The organism is Prevotella sp. 885 (genome assembly GCF_002265625.1).
GTDB lineage: Bacteria > Bacteroidota > Bacteroidia > Bacteroidales > Bacteroidaceae > Prevotella.
In genome coordinates, this window is the sequence record NZ_NOVE01000002.1 from 150,352 (window position 1) to 170,330 (window position 19,979).

15 protein-coding genes and 1 pseudogene are annotated in these 19,979 nt (G+C 47.1%); 9 read left to right on the forward strand and 7 right to left on the reverse strand.

Features of this window, described 5'->3' with window-relative positions:
* Positions 1–687: 687 nt before the first annotated feature.
* From CHL74_RS01505 to CHL74_RS01515, 3 genes are all read left to right on the forward strand, one after another.
* The gene (locus tag CHL74_RS01505) at positions 688–1,953 is read left to right on the forward strand and encodes a helix-turn-helix domain-containing protein (protein ID WP_094879362.1); all 1,266 of its coding nucleotides are present in this window, start codon (positions 688–690) and stop codon (positions 1,951–1,953) included.
* 1,046 nt (positions 1,954–2,999) lie between these two features.
* Entirely contained in the window at positions 3,000–4,172 is a 1,173-nt protein-coding gene (locus CHL74_RS01510; protein ID WP_094879363.1) for a PLP-dependent transferase, read from the forward strand.
* Positions 4,173–4,194: 22 nt separating this feature from the next.
* Positions 4,195–5,358 (forward strand): MalY/PatB family protein, encoded by a 1,164-nt coding sequence (locus CHL74_RS01515; protein WP_094879364.1) that lies wholly within the window; start codon positions 4,195–4,197, stop codon positions 5,356–5,358.
* Between the two features lie 907 nt (positions 5,359–6,265).
* Here the strand turns inward: CHL74_RS01515 and CHL74_RS01520 are convergent.
* Positions 6,266–6,619 (reverse strand): hypothetical protein, encoded by a 354-nt coding sequence (locus CHL74_RS01520; protein ID WP_094879365.1) that lies wholly within the window; start codon positions 6,617–6,619, stop codon positions 6,266–6,268.
* Positions 6,620–6,768: 149 nt separating this feature from the next.
* The gene (locus tag CHL74_RS01525; protein ID WP_094879366.1) at positions 6,769–7,125 is read right to left on the reverse strand and encodes a hypothetical protein; all 357 of its coding nucleotides are present in this window, start codon (positions 7,123–7,125) and stop codon (positions 6,769–6,771) included.
* A 127-nt stretch (positions 7,126–7,252) separates the two neighbouring features.
* On the opposite strand from CHL74_RS01525, the gene CHL74_RS01530 reads away from it, so the two are divergent.
* On the forward strand, positions 7,253–7,798 hold the full coding sequence (locus CHL74_RS01530; protein ID WP_094879367.1) for a hypothetical protein: 546 nt from the start codon (positions 7,253–7,255) through the stop codon (positions 7,796–7,798).
* Positions 7,799–8,042: 244 nt separating this feature from the next.
* A complete protein-coding gene (gene argR / locus CHL74_RS01535) occupies positions 8,043–8,519 on the forward strand; it encodes an arginine repressor (RefSeq protein ID WP_094879368.1) in 477 nt (158 codons plus the stop codon).
* A 528-nt stretch (positions 8,520–9,047) separates the two neighbouring features.
* Here the strand turns inward: argR and CHL74_RS01540 are convergent.
* The 4 genes from CHL74_RS01540 to CHL74_RS01555 form a co-directional block, all read right to left on the reverse strand.
* Positions 9,048–9,851 (reverse strand): hypothetical protein, encoded by an 804-nt coding sequence (locus CHL74_RS01540; protein ID WP_094879369.1) that lies wholly within the window; start codon positions 9,849–9,851, stop codon positions 9,048–9,050.
* Between the two features lie 174 nt (positions 9,852–10,025).
* Positions 10,026–11,411, reverse strand: a complete 1,386-nt coding sequence (locus CHL74_RS01545) for a hypothetical protein (RefSeq protein WP_094879370.1) — start codon at positions 11,409–11,411, stop codon at positions 10,026–10,028.
* A 70-nt stretch (positions 11,412–11,481) separates the two neighbouring features.
* Entirely contained in the window at positions 11,482–12,375 is an 894-nt protein-coding gene (locus CHL74_RS01550) for a hypothetical protein (protein WP_094879371.1), read from the reverse strand.
* 41 nt (positions 12,376–12,416) lie between these two features.
* Positions 12,417–12,935, reverse strand: coding sequence for a T9SS type A sorting domain-containing protein (locus CHL74_RS01555; protein ID WP_094879372.1), 519 nt, complete (start codon positions 12,933–12,935; stop codon positions 12,417–12,419).
* A gap of 723 nt (positions 12,936–13,658) precedes the next feature.
* Between CHL74_RS01555 and CHL74_RS01560 the strand changes: the two genes are divergently transcribed.
* The 3 genes from CHL74_RS01560 (at position 13,659) to CHL74_RS01570 (ending at position 17,129) form a co-directional block, all read left to right on the forward strand.
* Complete coding sequence (locus CHL74_RS01560; RefSeq protein WP_094879373.1) at positions 13,659–16,061, forward strand: hypothetical protein; 2,403 nt, start codon at positions 13,659–13,661, stop codon at positions 16,059–16,061.
* 129 nt (positions 16,062–16,190) lie between these two features.
* A complete protein-coding gene (gene fldA / locus CHL74_RS01565) occupies positions 16,191–16,688 on the forward strand; it encodes a flavodoxin FldA (protein WP_094879374.1) in 498 nt (165 codons plus the stop codon).
* 42 nt (positions 16,689–16,730) lie between these two features.
* On the forward strand, positions 16,731–17,129 hold the full coding sequence (locus CHL74_RS01570; protein WP_094879375.1) for a DUF2023 family protein: 399 nt from the start codon (positions 16,731–16,733) through the stop codon (positions 17,127–17,129).
* 148 nt (positions 17,130–17,277) lie between these two features.
* Here CHL74_RS01570 and CHL74_RS01575 read toward each other — a convergent pair.
* A pseudogene (locus CHL74_RS01575) lies at positions 17,278–17,406 on the reverse strand (ATPase); the annotation flags it as partial.
* Between the two features lie 698 nt (positions 17,407–18,104).
* Here CHL74_RS01575 and CHL74_RS01580 point away from each other — a divergent pair.
* Positions 18,105–19,880 (forward strand): leucine-rich repeat domain-containing protein, encoded by a 1,776-nt coding sequence (locus CHL74_RS01580; protein WP_094879376.1) that lies wholly within the window; start codon positions 18,105–18,107, stop codon positions 19,878–19,880.
* Positions 19,881–19,979 lie beyond the last annotated feature (99 nt).

A 19,979-nucleotide genomic window follows, 5' to 3' on the forward strand; every position in this document is an offset into this window, starting at 1 on the left:
AAGTTATAGTTTGGCGGAGGCTATGTCAAGGAATTTGTCAAAAAAAATAATCTGGCTACTTTGTTGTATCAAAAAATGACTTACCTTTGCAGTATTCTATTATTAATTCATAAGATTCTACACATTATGGCAAAGAAAATCAAGAAGCATAGCTTTATACTTGAAATGGGTGTTTATATGCTCTTTTTATTTTTATTCTCCATCTTGTTTAACCTCTTTGGTTATAACGAGAACACATACGAGAGTAATTTATCTATTTTAGTCTATTATTTCGTGCTCAATCTTTGCACTATTGTTGCCGTTACCTTAGTTATGGGATTTATAGCCAACCGCAAGAAGGAAAATAACTGACACTTATATTTGTGTTATTTATTTGTATGTTTACGTTTGTTAAAACCGATGTGGCTGTGTTAATGAAATAGAAATATAGGTCACTTTTTGGGTTTGATATTCATCAAAGTATTATATTTGCTATTCATAATTACAAAGGTTACCTGCTTACGATTTTACATTTGAATATTTAAATAGTCATTTCTGATACTTTAATTGGCCGGTGAGGGTCGTTTTGTGTCTAATGGATATGTAAGACTTCTCTTTAACTTATAGTGTCTAAGAATGTCTTTATTATTGTTTATTTGTATTATCCGCAGTCGGTGGACCACATAGGTCAAATTACAACGTAAGGATATGATTGATAAGTCGCATTTGCTGTATGCCGTATATGGCATGGCTGTCATGTTTCACTTCATGATGGCTTGCCTATTCATATACCGTCGCCAGAGTCGTGTGAGGATACTTTTGTGTTCACTCATGGCTTTAATGGGCGTCAATTATTTCAAGGATCTCTTTTTCCTTGCCAATCCTGACAATGTGGAAGGCGTTTTTTCCGTTTACAGCCCCTTCATTGCCTCCATCGACATTACTGCACTACCGCTCTTCGTGTTAGTGCTCATTGAGCTGTGTTTCCCTCGCTTCCTCACTTTCTTTAAAGGTACGGTCATTATAGCTCCGTTCGCTTTATGCGTAGCTCTTTTCCTGAGCACCCTATCTTCACGCATTTATTTCCTGCTGTATGCATTGTCTGTAGTGTATGGAATACTTGCTATAATCCTTGTTTTATGGCGTCTGCCGGTCTATCGTCGTCTGATTCTGCAAGAGTATTCCAATATCAATAAAGTGCATTTCCATTGGACGTATTACATACTTTCCTGCTTCATTGCAATGCTAATCACCTGGATGATCCGTACAGCTACCAAGAACATGTATGCTGATATGCTGTATATCTTTATTTCCATCTTCGGTTGGGCTCTTGTGGCGAATTGTCTTGTTCAGATTGAGACAGTAGTAAAGTCTGTTATTATGAATGGTTTCGATGATATAGATGCTTACCATACCTTCCTTGCGGATAAAGCAAAGGCTTCGCTTTCTCCTTCCCTATCTGGTTTCTCTCAGATCAAAACCACAGATGATGGTAAGGCTGATGATGAAGAACCATCAGAAACCATCATTAATGTTGAGAATAATATGGGGCAGGACAATGCGGACGATGCGGACGATGCGGACAATGCGGACGATGTGGATTCTAAAGGCCTTACAGCTGCTGACCGTACTATGTTCGCAGAGATGTCCGACCTTTTGTCTGCGATTTTCAAGGAAGAGAAGATATATCTCGATCCAGAACTGCGTCTTTCCACTCTCGCTAACCGACTCGGCACCAATCGTACGTACATGAGTATGTTCTTCAATGTATATTGCGGCACTACGTTCTATGACTATGTCAACAAGTACCGTCTGGACTATTCCAAGCACCTCCTGACCGACTCAGACTATACTTATGAGGTGATTGCCTCCATGTCTGGCTTTAATTCGCTCTCAACGTTCCGTAGAGCCTTTCAGCAGATGTGCGGATGCAGTCCGAAGCAGTGGAGAATGGGAGAAATTCCCCCCCAGTGAGAAATTTCTGACCTTCGGTTGGAAATTTTAGTTTGTTGTATGACGCAAAACTCCCCCATCCTTCATCACCTATATTACTTGCGCTCTTATGATAATCTCCCTTATGTGATTATCTGTATCTTCTCCTCGTCTTAATAAGTTTTTAATTCAGAAAAACGTCTTTTCTTTGCTTTGTTGAGAAGTCTTTACATATTTCTATGTTTTATTTATGAATCCTCTTGTGTAAGTATGTGCAATACTTTCTTTGTGTATCAGTTTTTTTGTATTAAATGTTTGAATTATTTGTAAAATTACGTGCTAATTTGTCTATTTTGTATTTGTAAAAATACACAAAGATGCTTTTTAATACTTGTAAATTCGTGAAACTCTACGGTTTTGTATGTCAAAAGTGTCAAATAGTACAAATTTTTGCTATTGATTTTGCAAATCTATCCATTCTTTCCAACTTAGTTTTTTTGGCGATTTTCGCCTTTCTTGTATTTTTGTATGTAACATTTATGTTATGCAAATTTTCCGTTATTTTCCAATTATTTTTTATTTTTTGAACCATAACCCTTCGATTTTTTCTCTAACTTTGCAATCGTCAAAAGGAACAATGCGAAAGCCGTCGGGCTAACGAACCTTCGCCGTGACGGCGCCGTTTCTTCTTGACACGTATGAAAGCCAACACATAAGACTAATTAAATATTCAAAAAAACACAAGCACTAAATGAATATGGTGATATAAAAGAAGAAAGTGTATCTTCCGTCCCATATCACTAGACACAGACTAAAGGGATAATTTCAATCGATTAATAGGTAAAGAATTTAGAAAAAGCAGTTTGTAATTGTTTGATAATCAAGAAAAGATTGACCGCTCGGCAGTGATGTTAGGCGGTCTTTTTTTTGTACGTACGTAGCACGTACATATTATATATTATGTCGTATATATGATTGTTTGTATTGTTTTTACGTATTTATAATAAACAAAAAGCAAGTGGAATGACGTTTAAACCATAAAAATGATATAACTTTGCGGCGTAATTAATAAATAAGCTTTTATTGTCATGAAGAAGCAGACACTTGCTATTGACACCCCATTCCAGAAAGGCGACGCATACGGCGCACTCAGCATGCCGGTATATCATACGCTCGCCTACGAGTTCGACAACGCATCCGTAATGTCCGACGCTTTCTGCGGACGCATTGAGGAGCCCGACTACTCGCGTGTGATGAACCCTACGGTCAATTACCTCGAGCTTAAGATCAAGGCTCTCACCGGTGCCGAGCGCGTTACAGCCATGTCGTCAGGTATGGCAGCAATCTCCGGCGCTCTCTTTTCTCTCGTTGAGCAGGGCAAGAACGTGGTGTCATCGCGCCACATGTTCGGCAATACATACTCGCTCCTCACCAAGACCCTGCCGCGTCTGGGTGTCACTCCTCATCTCTGCGACCTTACCAACCTCGAAGAAGTGGAGGCTGCCGTAGACGAGAACACATGCTGCATCTTCCTTGAGATTATCACCAATCCGCAGCTTGAGGTGGCTGACCTTGCCTCTTTGGCAAGCATTGCCCACAAGCATAACATTCCTCTCGTGGCAGACACCACGGTCATTCCCTTCACAGAGTTCTGCGCACATGAGCTTGGCGTCGACATCGAAGTGGTGTCCACCACCAAGTATCTTTCAGGCGGCGCCACCACTCTCGGCGGCATCGTCATCGATTATGGAGGTCATCCCGAGTTTGCCCGTCGCCTCCATGACGAGATGCTCTTCAATCTCGGTGCTTACATGACTCCCCATGTGGCTTACATGCAGAACCTCGGACTGGAGAACCTCAAGGCACGTTACGAGTATGAGGTGCGCAACACCGTGGCTCTCGTCAATCGTCTCCGCACGCTCCCTGCCATCAAGAGCGTCAACTACGTAGGTCTGCCCGACAATCCCTATTACGAATTAGCGCAGCGCCAGTTCGGCAAGACCGCCGGCTGCATGTTCACCATCGACCTTGAGTCGAAAGAGGCTTGCTTCAAGTTCATCAACAGCCTGAAGCTCATCCGCCGTGCCACCAACCTCTTCGACAACCGCACCCTCGCCATCCATCCTGCCAGCACCATCTTCGGCCCGTTCAACGACGAGCAGCGTGCCGCAATGGACGTGCTCGACACCACCATCCGCATCTCCGTGGGCATGGAGGACGTGGACGATCTCTTCGACGACTTCAAACAAGCATTGGCATGACCGACATCAAACACGCATTAGCATGACAACATACGACTTCGATAAGATTGTGGACCGTTCAGGTTCGTGCGACCTCAAGCATGAGGTGCTTGCCGAACGATACGGACGTTCCGACCTGCTGCCGCTATGGGTGGCAGACATGGACTTTGAGACTCCCCAGTTCATCACCGACGCGCTTCGCCGCCGTCTCGACCACTCGCTCTTCGGCTATACCATCGTGCCACGCGACTTCTGGCCGACCGTCCGCACTTGGATAGCCGACCATCATCAGTGGGAGGTGGAGGAGGAGTGGATGCGCTTCATCCCCGGCATCGTGAAGGGCATCGGCTTCGTCATCAACGTCTTCACGAAGGAGGACGAGAAGGTGATAATCCAGCCGCCCGTCTATCATCCCTTCCGCCTCACTCCCGAAGGCAACCGTCGTGAGGTGGTGATGAATCCGCTCATCGAGAATGCCGACGGCTCTTACTCCATGGACTTCGACAATCTTGCAAAGGTGGCAGACTCTAAGTGCCGCGTGCTCATCCTCTCCAACCCGCACAATCCTGCCGGAATAGTTTGGGACGTGGATACGCTTCGCCGTCTCGCCGATTTCTGCTACGAGCGTGGCATCATCGTCATCAGCGACGAGATACATTGCGACATGGCGCTCTACGGCAACAAGCACCATCCATTTGCATCGGTTTCAGAGAAGGCAGCGCATTGCAGCATCACGTTCATGGCGCCGTCCAAGACGTTCAACATCGCCGGCATTGTCAGCTCTTTCTGCGTGGTGCCCGACGAGAAGCTCCGCTCGAAGTTCTTCTCATGGCTTACCGCCAACGAGCTGGACGAGCCGCATCTCTTCGCGCCCATCGCCACCATCGCCGCCTATCGTGAAGGCGAGGAGTGGCGTCGTCAGATGCTGCGCTATGTGGAGGGCAACGTCGACTTCGTCATCTCATGGTTGAAGGAGAATCTTCCCCAGGTTCGCGCTCTGCGTCCCCAGGCGTCATTCCTCGTATGGCTCGACTGTCGCGGCCTCGGACTCGACCACGACGCCCTCATCGATCTCTTTGTCAACCGTGCCCGTCTTGCGCTCAACGATGGCGAGATGTTCGGAATGGGTGGCAAGGGATTTATGCGAATGAATGTGGCTGCGCCGCGTAGCGTGCTGAAGGAAGCGCTATGCAGACTTTTGAATTAGGCCATGCAAATATCGTACAAAGAGTAAAAACATGTTACAAAATAAAAAATGATTCTAGAGATTTAGATTGCTGTTTTTACGGTGTTTTGCTGTGCAAACAGCACCCATGCTTAACAATAGCGCCACTTTTACAGTCCAATAGTGCCACTATTAGACAGTAAAAGTGGCGCTATTGCATGATAAAAGTGGCACTATTAGGGTGTAAAAGTGGCGCTATTGCAGCAAAAAACGGCTCGTTTGCGAGTCTGATTTCATAACGCTTCGTCATGAAACCTCATAACCTGCTGTGTATAAGCACGTTGGCTCCAAACGCTCAAAACTCGAGAATTTCGCACCAAAGATTTTGTTGTGCGCTCAGCTCATAGTATTGAGCGTTAGAAATGCAAATATTGTGTCGGACGGCAAGGCGTCCGAATTAGAAGTTCTTGCTTAGGCAAGCGGCAGAGCCGAGCGGTGAATTTTGAATTAGGAATTATTCTCGGCTCCGCCTGCGATTTTGAATTATTCAGTTTAGATTTACAGCAGACCGGGCAAACTTAGGAGGCTATGGCGTCTCGCCGTAGCCACGCAGCCTCCCATAGCTGATTATCTATCAGTCCCCCTTCGGGGAACTATATGGGGTGGAAGTATTGCACGTACCCACAGCGGCGCTCCTTCGGAGCTTGCAGTGGGTTTCATGATATAGGTCCCGCTCCGCGGAACCCGCAGCTCATACTCTATTTGCTTGCAGCCTCCCATATCAGAACATCAATCAGCGCCGTGTCCCGAGGGGACACGTATCCCTCAGAAACCCACTGCAAGCTCCGAAGGAGCGCAGCTGTGGGATAAGCATCACCCTCTCCTCCTCTTGGTTCCGCAAAGCGGGACCGACTATCATCCTCAACATCATACGGGATGCGTCTATACGTTACAGCCCTGCCATGTACCATCCTCCTATGTTCGCCAGCATAGTGACGATTATTATTCTGATAATCTTCCATGCTTGCTGCTTTTGTCCGCTTTTGTTGTCATTGTATAGCGTCCAGATGGCTGTAATGAAAGTGGCGGCGGTGAAGATGGCGCTCAGCAGCGACAGACCTTGCGATATTATTATGATGAGAATCGTTGACTGCATCAGCATTGCGGTGAGATTCACCATGCTCCTCGCGTGTATTGTTTGTGCATCTACGTTGCCTTTGCGCAAACGGCGCCTCAGTTCCCATTGGTCCAAGCCAGCCAGTATGGCCAGAATAAGGACCGTCACAAATTCTTTTAATGTCATAACTTATAGGTTTTATTTTTTATATCTGCGTTTCGCATTCTCTTGGTTGCAAAATTACGATATGTTGCTTTTTCGCGAAATAAAACCTTGTTCCACCTTGTTCCAACTCTGGAAAAGACGTAGTAATATGCAGATAATCAACTGTGTCCTTATTCGATTAGCATGAGAACGTACCATGCTATGTGTGTCAGTCCTATAAGCGCCATGCAGGATATGCTGGAGAGAAACTCCAGTGGCGACGCTTCTTTATTGCTTCGCAGAAACAGCATTCCTGAGATGACGGTCAAGATGCACGTGGCTGAAGAATAGACGGTAACGCCGCTATGCTTGCTCATGAACAGAACAGTCGCCCACATCGAAATCTTCTCAATCCCCAATACCTGGTCAGTCAGAAATCTTTTGTTCTTTATATCTTGGAGGTCGATTAGTCGCCTTGCTTTCAGATAGCGTAGCAGTATGGCTGCCACATAAAAGATGGCAATGAAATAATCCGGGTTATTCTTCATGAGTGAGTGTTCTTGACTGTTTTGTTATAACGGGATAATTTGCAAAATTAATGGTTTTCCTGCGAAACCATAGATTAAAACCTTCGTAAAATATGAGTTTCTTGCATTTTCTGCTTACCTTTGTGGTATGTCAGATGAAATTTATTACTTACAGTCACGCACAGACCGATACATGCTTGCTGTCCTTATCGCCCTTGTCCTGATGGTGATATTGGTATATGTCGTTGCGATATATTATATGCGCAGGAAAGAGCGTGCCTTCGTCAGCTCGCAGGCAGAGATGATAAGACGGACCATGCTTCTTGAGGAAACCCAAGGTCAGTTGGAGGAAAAGCGCCGGCAAAGCCAGTCGCTCTTGCAGAAGCTGCGTCATTCCGAGATGCAGGAGAATGCCGATGACGTCATAGCGTGGGTGCGTTTGGCGGCTGATGGCAAGAGGAGGATGGATGAGGCGGACTGGAAGCGTCTGTTCTCTGCCGTTGACAGTGTCTATCCTGACTTCAGCGATATGCTGCTCAGCCGTGTAACTGTCTTGAACAATCAGCAGATGCAGGTGTGCTACCTGATGCGTATCGGTATGTCGAATCCTCAGATAAGGAATATTACGGATTTGCCGCGTACCACTATATGGAGGTGGACGAAGACGTTTAGTTGGATAAAAGAGCTGCTATAGTCGTGTGAAAGCAGCTGTATTGCGCAACTCGCCCCGATGTACATACAGGAGCGCATATCTCTTTGGCGGACTCCATCGTGGACGGCATCTATCGCGACATGACCAGAAATGGGGAGTTAGTTGAATAAAACGGAACTTCCGTGGATTTTTATTCAAGAATGTTTGGATAATTATTCGATTATTTGTACTTTTGTATTCGCAAACGTATAATTATACAAACGTAATAATCCAAACAATAATACTTATGAAACTGAAGAGTGATAGAATAGAGACATTGAAGATGCTTATCTCAAGCAATGAGATGGGCAGTCAGGAAGAGGTGTTGGAAGCTCTGGCAAAGGAAGGTTATCAGGTAACGCAAGCCACGCTGAGTCGCGACTTCAAGCAGCTGAAGGTTGCTAAGGCGGCAAGCATGAACGGCAAGTACGTCTATGTGTTGCCCAACGAGACGATGTATAAGCGTGTAGCCTCGCCACGATCGGCTTCCGAGATGCTTCGCATCCCCGGCTACCGTTCCATCACGTTCTCCGGCAACATGGGTGTTATACGTACGCGTCCCGGTTACGCAAGTGCCATCGCCTACAACATCGACAACAGTAACATTGACGACATCCTCGGCACCATAGCCGGCGACGACACCATCTTCATCGTCCTACGTGAAGGCGTCACGAAGGAACAGCTGATGGCAGACCTCGGCGGCATCATACCTGGAATGGAATAAGAGAATATCCTCATAGCTAAACAGAAATTTATCTAACGAAGTTGAGAGTTGAGAGTTGAAATTTGAGAGTTCTTGCTAAGGCAAGCAGCAAAGCCGAGCGATGATTACCTTATTAAGTATATTATAATCAATATGATTAACTATCATACATATCATAACTCTCAACTCTCCATTCTCAACTCTCAACTAAATAAACTGCAATTTATCGGTGCGTTACACCGAATTTTGAATTAGGAGTTCTTGCTTAGGCAAGCGGCAGAGCCGAGCGGTGAATTTTGAATTATTCTCGGCTTCGCCTGTGATTTTGAATTGTTTAGTTTATAATTACGGCTTACAAGGCAAACATAGGAGGCTATGGCGTCTCGCCGTAGCCCCGCAGCCTCCCATAGCAGGTCATCAGTCCCGCTCCGCGGAACCCGCAGCTCATACTCAATCTGCTCGCATTTGTGGGTGCGTGACTATGGCGAGACGCCATAGTCTCCTAAGTTTGCACTGCAAGCTCATTTATTATCTCACTGCTAAACAGGACTACAGTCCTAATCCCTTCAACGCCTTGTCTGCAGCCTTGTTAACGGCTTCGTTAGCCTTCTTGTTTGCCTCGTTCACCTTTTCGGCAGCTTTCTGACGGTCGGCGTTTCTTTTCTCCTCCAATTTCTTCTTTCCCTCTGCAGCAGCGGCGTTAGCCTTGGCAGCGGCATCGTCTACGGCAGTTTTTGCAGCGTTTTCTGCTGTTGAGGCAGCATTGTTGACAGCTGACTTTGCGGCGTTCTCTGCGGCGTTCTTCACGGATTCAGGAGCGTTCTTCACCATTTCGGCGGCAGCCTTGGCTGTCTCCACGACCGTTTCTCCCTTTGCAATGGCAGGAGAAGCGAGCTTAACCACGTCACTTGTGATGGCAGCCTTTGCGTCCTCAGCAGTTGCGGCAGCAGATGTAGGTAGGTTGATGATGCCGTTTACGAGACTTTCCACCGTGCTGTTGCCGCTGGCGATGGTCTTCAACGACTCAGCATTGTCATTGACAAGCTTCTTGATGGCAGAACCGTAAGCCTTAGCCTCTTCCAACTTGCCTTCCTCAGCGAGGTTCTTATAGATGGTCTGGAGGTTGGCGAGAACCGAAATAGTGGTCTTCGCATCCTTGGCGTCAATCGCCTTCTGTAGCTCGGCTGTGAGGTTGTCGATGGTGGTCTGGTCGTCTGCGCTAAGCTCGGCACCGCCTTCCTCGTTAGCTACTACGGCTGCCGAATCAGCATTGGCTGCTGCGTTCTGTGTCTTGTTGCCGCAGCTTGAGAATGTCAGAGCAAGAGCTGCTGCAAGGATAATTGCTTTTTTCATGTTTCCTTTTTTAAATGTGTTGATATTGACAATATAATCATATAACTCTCTATGATTTTGCAAATGTAAATAATAAAATGGAGATAACAAAAAAAGCGTTTGGAGAATTGGGCGAAATCCCTTAATTCTCCAAACGCTTTCTTTATTGTATTATATTCTTAAATCTCGGTTCTTTTACTTCACCAGCGTACGATGGATGGCAGCGTTGCCTTTCTTCATCATTCTGCGTGCAACGGAGTTGAACTGGCGGCGCGGAACGAGCAGACGAGATACCTGTGCGGGAGCCTCCACAGTTTCGGTGAATGTAGAGATGGGGCTTGCACCTTCCTTCTTGAAGTCGACGAGCAGACGGTGGAGTTCGCCGTCCACACCGGCAGCGTCAGCAGCGAAGTAGAGCAGCGTACATGTGGTCCAGTCTGCCACGAAGTTCTTCTGTGTGGCGCTGAGATAACCACCCTGCAGCACGGCGTTCTTCGTAGACTCGTCCGGGAACATTGTCTCGTCGGTGAAGTCGCCCTTGGCGAGAGCCACAGCCCAGTGAGCAGCGTCGTCGTTAGGCGTAACCACGCTCTGCATATATACGCGTCCCTTCATGTTGGCATACTTCGTCGGGTCCATGTTGTAGAGGTCGTCGCCGTCGTAATAGCGATACTTGATGCTGATGTCAGCGTCTGAAGCACCTGAAGCGCGAGTCGTGAACTTGAGCTTGTATATCTTGCCTGCTGCCGAAGCGTCTTCGTTCATGGCGTATGCGTAGATATAGTAAGAAGTGTTGAGGTCAAGTCCTGACTCCTGCGACTCGATGTTGTCGGTGAACGTAACGCCCTTGACAACCTGAGCTACGGTCATGCCCTTTGACTGTGCATACGACTCGATGTTCTCCTTCACGTCCATAGCAAGAGCCTTGTCGCCGGGATAATCCTTGAACGGAGTGATGCCCATCCAGTAACGTACTGACGGGTCAGACGGCTTGATGATGACGTTGCATCCGTCTGCTGTAAGGTCTGTGTATGAGATGTCGAACGTGCATTCAGCAGGATCGCCGCCAGGCAGCGTGCTGAAGTTCTTTGTTGTCGGCTTGCCGTAGCACTTTCCCTCCTTGTTTACGGGGATGGCGTAGAAGATGAAGTCGGTGCCGGCGGGCAGACCCTTTACGTCGTCAGTGGCAGGACCCTTTGAGAGGATTGCCTCAAGGATGTTCTCCATAGATAGAGTGGGGTAGCTCTGCTGCAGATAAGAGAGGTAGCCCTCAACGACGGAAGCGATTGAACCGTTCGAATCCTCGAGCTGTTCCTTCGTCACGCAGTCATAATAGTAAGCCACGGAGTTGTCCTCCGGTGTGACGGAGAGAGTGACGGAGGTGGATGTCAGTCCTGAATATTCGAGATGGAAGCGCGGTCCTTCGTCTTCGGGAGCGTCAAATACGATGCTGTCTACGTCGGCTATGGTGAAGTCAGATACGTTGCCACCGTTACGATATACGTGGAACGACTGGGCGTTGATGCTCGTCAATGCGGAGATGAGCATGATGGCCAGGATAAGAAACTTGTTGGTTTTCATATTTCAGGAAAATACTGCTTATGTTCTTAATCGGTTTAAAGTTGAATATGGTGTGTTTCAAGCATTCATCTTAGAATGCCAGCATTGAGCGGACACGTATTTCGCTGTTCTTGCGGTAGGCAGCCACGAAGCCGGGCTTGAACTGTGAAGAGTCGAAGCTGAAATAGTAAGCCCATGTGGAAGTGCCGTAAGAGTCCACCTTCTCCGTGCTGGTCCAGTATTCTGAGTCGGGTTCATACAATGGTGTGGCGAGGTTTTCGGTCAGCAATTCAAAAGTGGCTGAAACACAAGAACGTCCCGATCCGTCTTCGTCAAAGTAGACGCGGTCGAAGAGATACTCCATCTGTCCTGCTGCCGGCAGGAACCATCCTGAGCTGCTTTCGGGTGCGGGGCACGTCTGTTCGTATACTGTTGTGGCGTAGTAGGTGGCAGGATAGTTATTGGTTGAACCGTTCAGCTCTCCCTTGTCGCGGATGGCTGTCTCGACGATTGACTGTGTGTTGGTGTAGCCGAGGAAGTCAGCTGTGTTCGTTGAGGCACCAGTACCCGTAAACTTTGAGTCGAAAGCGCTCCACCATACACCTTCGTTGGTGTCGTCCTTCGCTGTGGCGTCACGAAGAGCCACTACGTAACCGTGAAACTCGTCAAACGGTGTCACGCCGTCCTTCTTCGTATAGAAAGCCTCGCGGTCACTCATGTCGCTGGCTATGCCGACGCGGAAGACGATGCCTATAGGTGTGGCGCCTTCCTTGAGCTTTGTGCTCCATGTACCGTCGCTGTAATAGATGTCGCCGATGCGCGGCGCTACCACCTCGGGTTCTTTTTCATTGTCGAAGCTGATGCTGTCCACGTCAGAGCAATGATACTTGACAGTCTTGCCGTCCTTTGTATGTACCGTGAACGATTGTGCCGTGGCTCCCGTGGCTATAGCGAGCGCGGCTATGATGGTGTAAATCTTCTTCATATATATTATATATAATGTGACTTTGGTATAGGTATGCTGGCTTACTTGTTCTTTATCACCTTGTACGACTTGCCGCCTTCCACGCTTACTACGTAAACGCCGTTCTGGCATGATGCGAGGCTTACGACAGCCTTGCCGTTGGCGTCAGCCTTGGTGGCAGTGATGCTCTTACCGGCTACGTCATACAGACGCACGGCTGTAGCGGCACCTATACCCTCCACTTCCACTGTTGTTCCGTCTACGAAAGTCAGGCGGCACTCGCCGTCCTTAACTGCTGCAATGGCTGTGATGTCGCCCTTGTCAAAGACAAACTTGCTGACATCGGCGAGCACATACTCGTCCTTTACGTCTTCAGAGGCCACGTAAAGCGTGCTGGCATCGAACGTTACCTTTGGGCGTGAGGCAAGCACGTAGCTCTGCTTGTGGCCGTCATTGAACAGCAGCGTGAGCAGACTCTGCTCCTCAGCAAGCGCCGGCTGGCACATGCCGCAGATGAGCAACATCGAAGCGATGCCGCGACGCATTGCGCGGCGCATTGGGGTAATGACGTTTTTCTTCATAGAATCTTGTGTTTTTTACGTTTTAGAATTGTCATTGTGTCATACCTCTATGTATGATAATGCAAAAGTAGATATTAAAATTGGTAAATACAAACGAAAAGTAAGGAAAATAAAAGAAACACTAAATATTTATTTTTAGTAAATATAGGGTTAATATTAATATTTAATTAATAATAATTGCATAATTAAATATATAAAAAAGGCAAGTATGTATTCTTCTAAATACCTCATCATATAATCATTGCTATTTTCTTCCTAAAATAAAGGGGAGAGAACGGACTGCTCCGTACCCTCCCCACCGTCTGTTTTTTACTAATCACTCACTTATTCAGTTCTTATTACTAACTTCGTTTTTGTGTTTGGAGCACGCTCGGGAGGGTCTTGGGTGTGCTGTCTTGCTGCTCTTAAACTTATCGTATTTTATTGGAAAATATTATATCGCGACCCCAAGTCGCAAATGAATATAGACCCTCCCGTGGCGCTCTGATTTTCTATTTAGCTATATCTGTTTTCTTTCTTCGCTTACAAAATTAGTGTATAAGTGTGTTTCCCTTTTGTATATTCTTGACAAAAAATGGCCAATTTCGATCATTTCGGTGTTTTTGTGAATTCTTACACGTCATTTTGCAGTTGATTTGTAAATATACACCCCTCTTTTGTATGGCGTTTTGTTCGGTTTACGCTATCTTTGCATCCATAATAACCCTAAACAATTAAGTTTTTATGAAAAAGATTTACACCATTATCACTACGTTGCTGCTTGCCGTACTTACGGCGAACGCGCAGACCGTGCTCATCAATGAGGACTTCTCGGGTCTGACAGCGGGCACGGAGGACAATCCTGACGCCAATATGCTGGTGGACGACATGGGCGACTTCATCAATCCTTCCGCCCTCAAGCCTTATGACAGCAGTCTGTCATATAAGAAGTGGGGAGGCATCGGACTCTATTCGGCAGGAGGATGCATCGCCATCAAGGACGGATGGTTCCTCAACACTCCGGCTGGCGACATGTCGGGCGACGTGACCATCACCTTCCGTGCACGCCTCGCCAAGGGACAGGACGATACGGGCAGAAATGCTCTCGACCTTATCTTCCTCAGCCGCAAGGGACTCGTCGACTTCGGACGCAAGACCTATTCGCTTACAGAAGAATGGCAGTCATTCAGCTTCTCCTCGGATAAGGGCAACTTCGAGACCACCGGTTTCCAGTTCTTTGCCAATACCGAAGCCACCATACTCCTTGACGATATCCGTGTGGAGCGCAAGCAGAAGTCAATCCAGACACCTACTGCGCAGGATGCGGAGAACATTACCGACCATAGCTTCCGTGCTGTGTGGACTCCGACTGGTGCGGAGAGCTATCTGCTCAACGTATATTCCAAGAAGGAATCGGGCAACACCATCACCGTCAGCGAGGGCTTTGAAGCCGTAGACGCTGACAGCGAAGGTCGTCTCAATGCCACAAATCCCAACCTTCCCGAGGGATGGTCGTTTGAATGGAAAGACCTCACGAAGCCTCATGTGGCTATGGGCGAGGGACCAGACGGCAGCACCAAGGCTATAAGACTGGTGGACGAGGGCGACGCTTTCACCACTCCCGTAATGAAGGACGGCGTTACGGCATTCAGCTTCTGGATTAAGGCGCAGCCCGCGCAGACCGAAGTGCCTGACGGCAGCTACATACAGGTGTCGGTGGACACGGAGTACGGACTCTATCCCTGGAAGTACATCGACGTGGCAGACCTTCTTTCTGATGAGGCTCGCGACGGAAAGGTGTTCGACATCACTACAGCCCTTAAGGCTTTCGAGAAGGTTTATGCCATTAAGTTCGAGTATGTGCCGGTGAAGGGCGACAACACCGCTGTGCTTTTCGACAATGTGACGTACGCTTACCCAGAACCTGCCGAACTCACTTACGCTCTTAAGGACCTCAAGGTGGCAGCGCAGAAGAACGCTGACGCCGAAGCCGACATGACCTACGACGTTACAGGACTGGATCCTGAGTTCGACTATTTCTATACCGTAAAGGCTGTTTCTGGCCGTTACGTGTCAGAGCCTTCCAAGGAAATAGAGGTGTTCGCCGTTAGCCAGCCCACCGTTCTTGAGCCTACGGACATCACTTCTGACGGATATACAGCCAACTGGACATGCGGCAACAAGGTGGACGTCTTCCGTGTGGAGCAGGTGCAGCTCAACACCATCGACAAGGATACTGACGATTACACAATACTTTATGAAGACTTCTCGAAGGTGAAGTCGGACAAGACAGAGGCCGACATCGCCAATGGCGACATAGAGCAGGGCGAATACACCAGCGGTTACGGTCCGATTGACGACCTCACACACCTTGCAGGATGGAAGGCTTCGTCGCTGCAATGCGTTGACGGATGGCTCGGAGGTATGGAGTCGAGTGGTGTAAAGGGAGAGATTCCGGGTGCCATCGTAACTCCCGCTATGGACCTCAGCCATAATGAAGGCGAGTGCGACGTTACTGTCCGTGCATGGGGTACGGAGGACGACTGGCTCGTCATACAGGGTGTCAATCCTGCTGCCTACAGCGCCATCCGCTTCCCGGAGGGTGGCTTCGTTGAGGCTACCGTCACCATCCCGACCTGCACAAAGAAGGAGCAGCTGACATTCTACAGCAACAACTACCGTACGTTCCTCATCGACTACATCAAGGTGACGCAGAAGGTGAAGGCTGGCGACAAGGTGGAAGTGGTGACCAGCTCAGTTATTACAGACAACAACACCACAAAGTCGATGTATATGGACCGTCCCAACTTCGGACCAGGCCATGACATCTACTACCGTGTGACGGGTCTGCGCTATTATCATGGCAACCGCAAGGATGCCGTGGCTTCCTCTCCTTCAGACATGATGCTTGTCAAGGCTCCTGCCACAAGCATTCAGACTGTTGGCAAGACCGAGTCAAGCGTGACCACAGTAGCAGGTGGCGTAAGCGTGACAACAGCCGACAACGCCGTGCTTGACGTATTCACCGTAACGGGTCAGAAGGCGCTCACCCGCACTCTCGCCCCCGGCACCACCGACGTAAGCCTCGCTCCCGGCGTATATATTATTAAGGTGGCAGACCAGGCTGTGCGCGTGGTGGTGAGATAAAGGCGCATGTCCGCAATTCCAAATCATCACATTTAGGTATTGTGCGTTAACCGTAAGCTAACTATCTTTGCAACAGAGAAATACGAAGCACGAATCGTATGTATTAACTAATATAAAAGCAAAGAGAAAATGAAGAAAACAGTTATCGTTTACGGCACAAGTACAGGCACATGTGAGGAACTTGCCAACAAGATTGGAGGCAAGCTCGGTGTGGACAATATCATCAACGTTACAGATCTTGACAGCAGCGTCATTGCTGACAATGACAACCTCATCCTCGGCACCTCTACATGGGGTGCCGGTGAGATGCAGGACGACTGGTATGACGGCGTAAAGGTGCTGAAGGGTGCTGACCTCAGCGGAAAGACCGTGGCTCTGTTCGGTTGCGGCGACTCGGAGTCTTACCCCGACACGTTCGTAGGTGGTATGGCTGAGATATATAATGCCGCAAAGGCAGCCGGTGCGGACGTCATCGGAGCCGTATCCACAGACGGTTACACCTTCGACGACTCAGAATCGGTGGTTGACGGCCACTTCGTAGGTCTGGCTCTTGACGAGGTCAACGAGGACGACAAGACCGACGAGCGCATCGAAGCTTGGGTGGCAGAAATCCAGCCCAACCTCTAATCACCTTTTATCCGAACATTCATCCATCTAAAACTGTCAATCATGCAACAACCCAATGTGCTACCCGTAGACATGAAGGTTCTGATGAACCACATCTATGAATACCAGAAGGGTGTGCGCCGTATGGTGCTTTTCACCCTCAACCGAAAATATGAGGAGTTCGCCATACGAAGGCTGGAGAGCCAGAACATCAGCTACATAGTCCAGCCGGTTGGCAGTGACCGCCTCAATCTGTATTTCGGCAGGGAGGAATGTCTCAACGCCATACGGATGATCGTAACGCGACCGCTAAACCTGCTCACTCCTGAAGAGGACTTCATGCTCGGCACAATGCTCGGATACGACATCTGCGCACAATGCGAGCGTTATTGTGAACGCAAGAACAGATGCAACAGACAATGCAACGGTCATTGCGACAACCAATGCAAGAACGCAAGTTAAGCGTGAGCTATAGCTGGTATATATAATAAGAAGATGGCAAGGACATTCCCTGCCATCTTTTTTTTTTGAAGAATTATTGCTTCTGCCACAAATCTTACCGTCTCAAGTTTCGGCATTAACTGTTTTTATATAACATACAAAGGAACACATATTCGCGTTTGGCAAACTCACGTAAAGCCCAAGTCTTTCCCACTTGTCTCGCTCCATTCACAATCAGAGGCTTTCTGTCTTTACGCTCTTTCCATTCTTTAAGTTGCTGCAATACAAGTCTTTCCATAGTGCTGTTTACATTTTTCTGCACATAAAAATGGCCGTTGAATACATTTTTCTGCACATAGTTTATATGCAAAGATACATTTTTCTGCACATAAAGCATCCTGTACTCTACACTTTTCTGCACATATTTCTATAAACTTAACATATCTTCTTGTCAAAAACGTCTTCATGTCCACCATGCAAATATCGTACAAAGAGTAAAAAGTTGTTACAAAATAAAAATCAATTATAGAGAATCAAAACGCTGTTTTTATGGTGTTTTGCTGTGCAAACAGCACCAATGCTTAACGATAGTGCCACTTTTACAGTACAATAGTGCCACTATTAGAGTGTAAAAGTGGCGCTATTGCAACCCTATGAGGCTTGTATTCATTGCACATTTCTTCCTTTGCCTGCATAATCAGCTGTATGTCAATATACTATCGCTGCACGCTCAAAACTCAAGAATTTCGCACCAAAGATTTTGTTGTGCGCTCAACTCATAGTATTGAGCGTTAGAAATGCAAATATTGTCTTCGGCGGAACCGCCGCCGAAGAATTAGGAATTAGGAATTTTGAGTTTTGCTTTCTTGTAAAATTATAAGTCTGCTAATTTAAGATAAAAAATGTTGTCGTTTTTTATCATGGTATTGATAAAATGCCTAACTTTGTTATTGGCAATAGATACATTGCCCTTGAACCATCTAAAAACGTACTATTATGAATAAGTCTGTTTTTACAAGACATTTATTGTCTTTTATGTTATTGTTGTTGTGTAGCCTTACTGCTCAAGCCGCCGACAATCTGATTACAGAGCAAGTAGTGGTGAATGTCAAGAGTGCAGGAACCTTGTCCAGTCTGATAAAGAAAGCAGACAGAACAAGGATAACTAATCTTAAGGTTACTGGTAAGGTTAATTCGCAGGACTTGGAGTGGCTCAGAAGGATGGCATGCTGTCATGACAGCCAGAATAATAAAGAAACCGGAAACCTGCAACATCTCGATCTTCTTGATGCCAAAATTATCGGAGGCGGCAATGTGGTTGTATATGTTCCTCGTCACAATGCTCCTTCAAAGTTAAAGGCGGAGTTAAAGGACGATACTTTCTGCAGTTATCTCTTTACGGAATCGAAGACCCTGAAATCCATAATATTGCCGAAGACGCTGAAGTCAATCGAGTCAAGTGTTTTCTCTTGCTGTGACTCTCTCACCTCTGTTGTCCTTCCGGAAGGACTGACCCACATGGAAGGTGGTGTATTTGCTGGTTGCACCAGTCTTACGTCTGTGACTTTACCTTCAACCTTGAAGAAAATAGATGGCACCAGTACCTTCATGAATTGCACCAGTCTTACCTCTGTGTCTTTACCCGAGGATATGGTTTATTTCTACGGCTATACATTCGAAGGCTGCACCAGCCTTAAATCCATAACTTTGCCAAAGAAGCTTGATTGTATATTGGAATACACCTTTGCAGGCTGTGTCAGCCTTACCTCGTTGTACATTCCTGCAAGCGTGTCCGAAATAGGTCGGGACGCGTTCGATGGATGCTCTGGCATTACTTCTTTTCATGTGGATGAGGCTAATCAGAATTATTCTTCTGAAGGCACGGTATTGTTCAATAAGGACAAGACCAGACTTATTTGTGCCTTGGGCCAGATAGAAGGTGATTATAAAGTGCCTGCCACAGTCCGTGATATAAATGAATGGGCATTCCGCGATCAGTCGCGCGTTCTCTCGGTGTCTTTGCCAGAAGGTCTGACTCAAGTCCAGATTTCTCTGTTCGACGGTTGCACCAGCCTTCAGTCCGTGTCTTTGCCCAAGAGCTTGAAGTCTATTCAGTATGCTGCCTTTAAGGATTGTTCCAGTCTTGCCTCATTGTCTATACCTGCTGCCACGGAAAATATCTCCGAAGGTGCATTCGAAGGATGCACAGGTGTGACATCCTTTAATATGGATGAGGCTAATCCGAACTATTCTTCTGAAGGTACGGTGTTGTTCAACAAGAACAAAAACAAGATTATTTATGCCCTTGGACACATAGAGGACTATAAGGTTCCTGCTTCGGTTGACACTATAGGTGCCTCTTCTTTCCAGGATCAATCAGACCTTATCTATCTTACTTTGCCTGAAGGCTTGAAGATAATAAAAGAAGCTGCGTTTGGCAATAGTGACAAACTAAAGTGTGTATATGCCTATATGCCAGAACCTGCGACACTTGAAGATTTTTCCTTTGCTACTACGGTAACGGGTGATTTTATATATTTATATGTACCACAGGGCTGTTCGGGGAATTATTTCTGTGATCCGTCTTGGTCAAGGTTTTATATCCAGGAATTCGATGTTACGGGGACTGACGTCAAGTCCGCCGTTGCCGGTGATGATGCGAAGGAAGTGGCACGCTACACGGTTAATGGTCAGCGTATCAAATCGCCGACAAGGGGCATCAACATCGTAAAGTATGACGATGGCACCGTGAAGAGGGTGGTGGTAAAGTGATGATGCGGCAAGCGTCTTTCGCTGCTCTTCCGATTTTAAGATTTTTTTATTTTCCGTGTGCTCTAAAAGTCCGTAAAATTGCCGACATCCCGACATATT

Bases quoted from the DNA above. Each gene is read 5' to 3' on its own strand.
- CHL74_RS01525 (WP_094879366.1), bottom strand. From the start codon at position 7,125: ATGAAGAATAACCCGGATTATTTCATTGCCATCTTTTATGTGGCAGCC.
- argR (WP_094879368.1), top strand. From the start codon at position 8,043: ATGAAACTGAAGAGTGATAGAATAGAGACATTGAAGATGCTTATCTCA.
- CHL74_RS01560 (WP_094879373.1), top strand. From the start codon at position 13,659: ATGAAAAAGATTTACACCATTATCACTACGTTGCTGCTTGCCGTACTT.
- CHL74_RS01580 (WP_094879376.1), top strand. From the start codon at position 18,105: ATGAATAAGTCTGTTTTTACAAGACATTTATTGTCTTTTATGTTATTG.
- CHL74_RS01545 (WP_094879370.1), bottom strand. From the start codon at position 11,411: ATGAAAACCAACAAGTTTCTTATCCTGGCCATCATGCTCATCTCCGCA.
- fldA (WP_094879374.1), top strand. From the start codon at position 16,191: ATGAAGAAAACAGTTATCGTTTACGGCACAAGTACAGGCACATGTGAG.
- CHL74_RS01570 (WP_094879375.1), top strand. From the start codon at position 16,731: ATGCAACAACCCAATGTGCTACCCGTAGACATGAAGGTTCTGATGAAC.
- CHL74_RS01530 (WP_094879367.1), top strand. From the start codon at position 7,253: ATGTCAGATGAAATTTATTACTTACAGTCACGCACAGACCGATACATG.
- CHL74_RS01520 (WP_094879365.1), bottom strand. From the start codon at position 6,619: ATGACATTAAAAGAATTTGTGACGGTCCTTATTCTGGCCATACTGGCT.
- CHL74_RS01540 (WP_094879369.1), bottom strand. From the start codon at position 9,851: ATGAAAAAAGCAATTATCCTTGCAGCAGCTCTTGCTCTGACATTCTCA.
- CHL74_RS01510 (WP_094879363.1), top strand. From the start codon at position 3,000: ATGAAGAAGCAGACACTTGCTATTGACACCCCATTCCAGAAAGGCGAC.
- CHL74_RS01550 (WP_094879371.1), bottom strand. From the start codon at position 12,375: ATGAAGAAGATTTACACCATCATAGCCGCGCTCGCTATAGCCACGGGA.
- CHL74_RS01505 (WP_094879362.1), top strand. From the start codon at position 688: ATGATTGATAAGTCGCATTTGCTGTATGCCGTATATGGCATGGCTGTC.
- CHL74_RS01515 (WP_094879364.1), top strand. From the start codon at position 4,195: ATGACAACATACGACTTCGATAAGATTGTGGACCGTTCAGGTTCGTGC.
- CHL74_RS01555 (WP_094879372.1), bottom strand. From the start codon at position 12,935: ATGAAGAAAAACGTCATTACCCCAATGCGCCGCGCAATGCGTCGCGGC.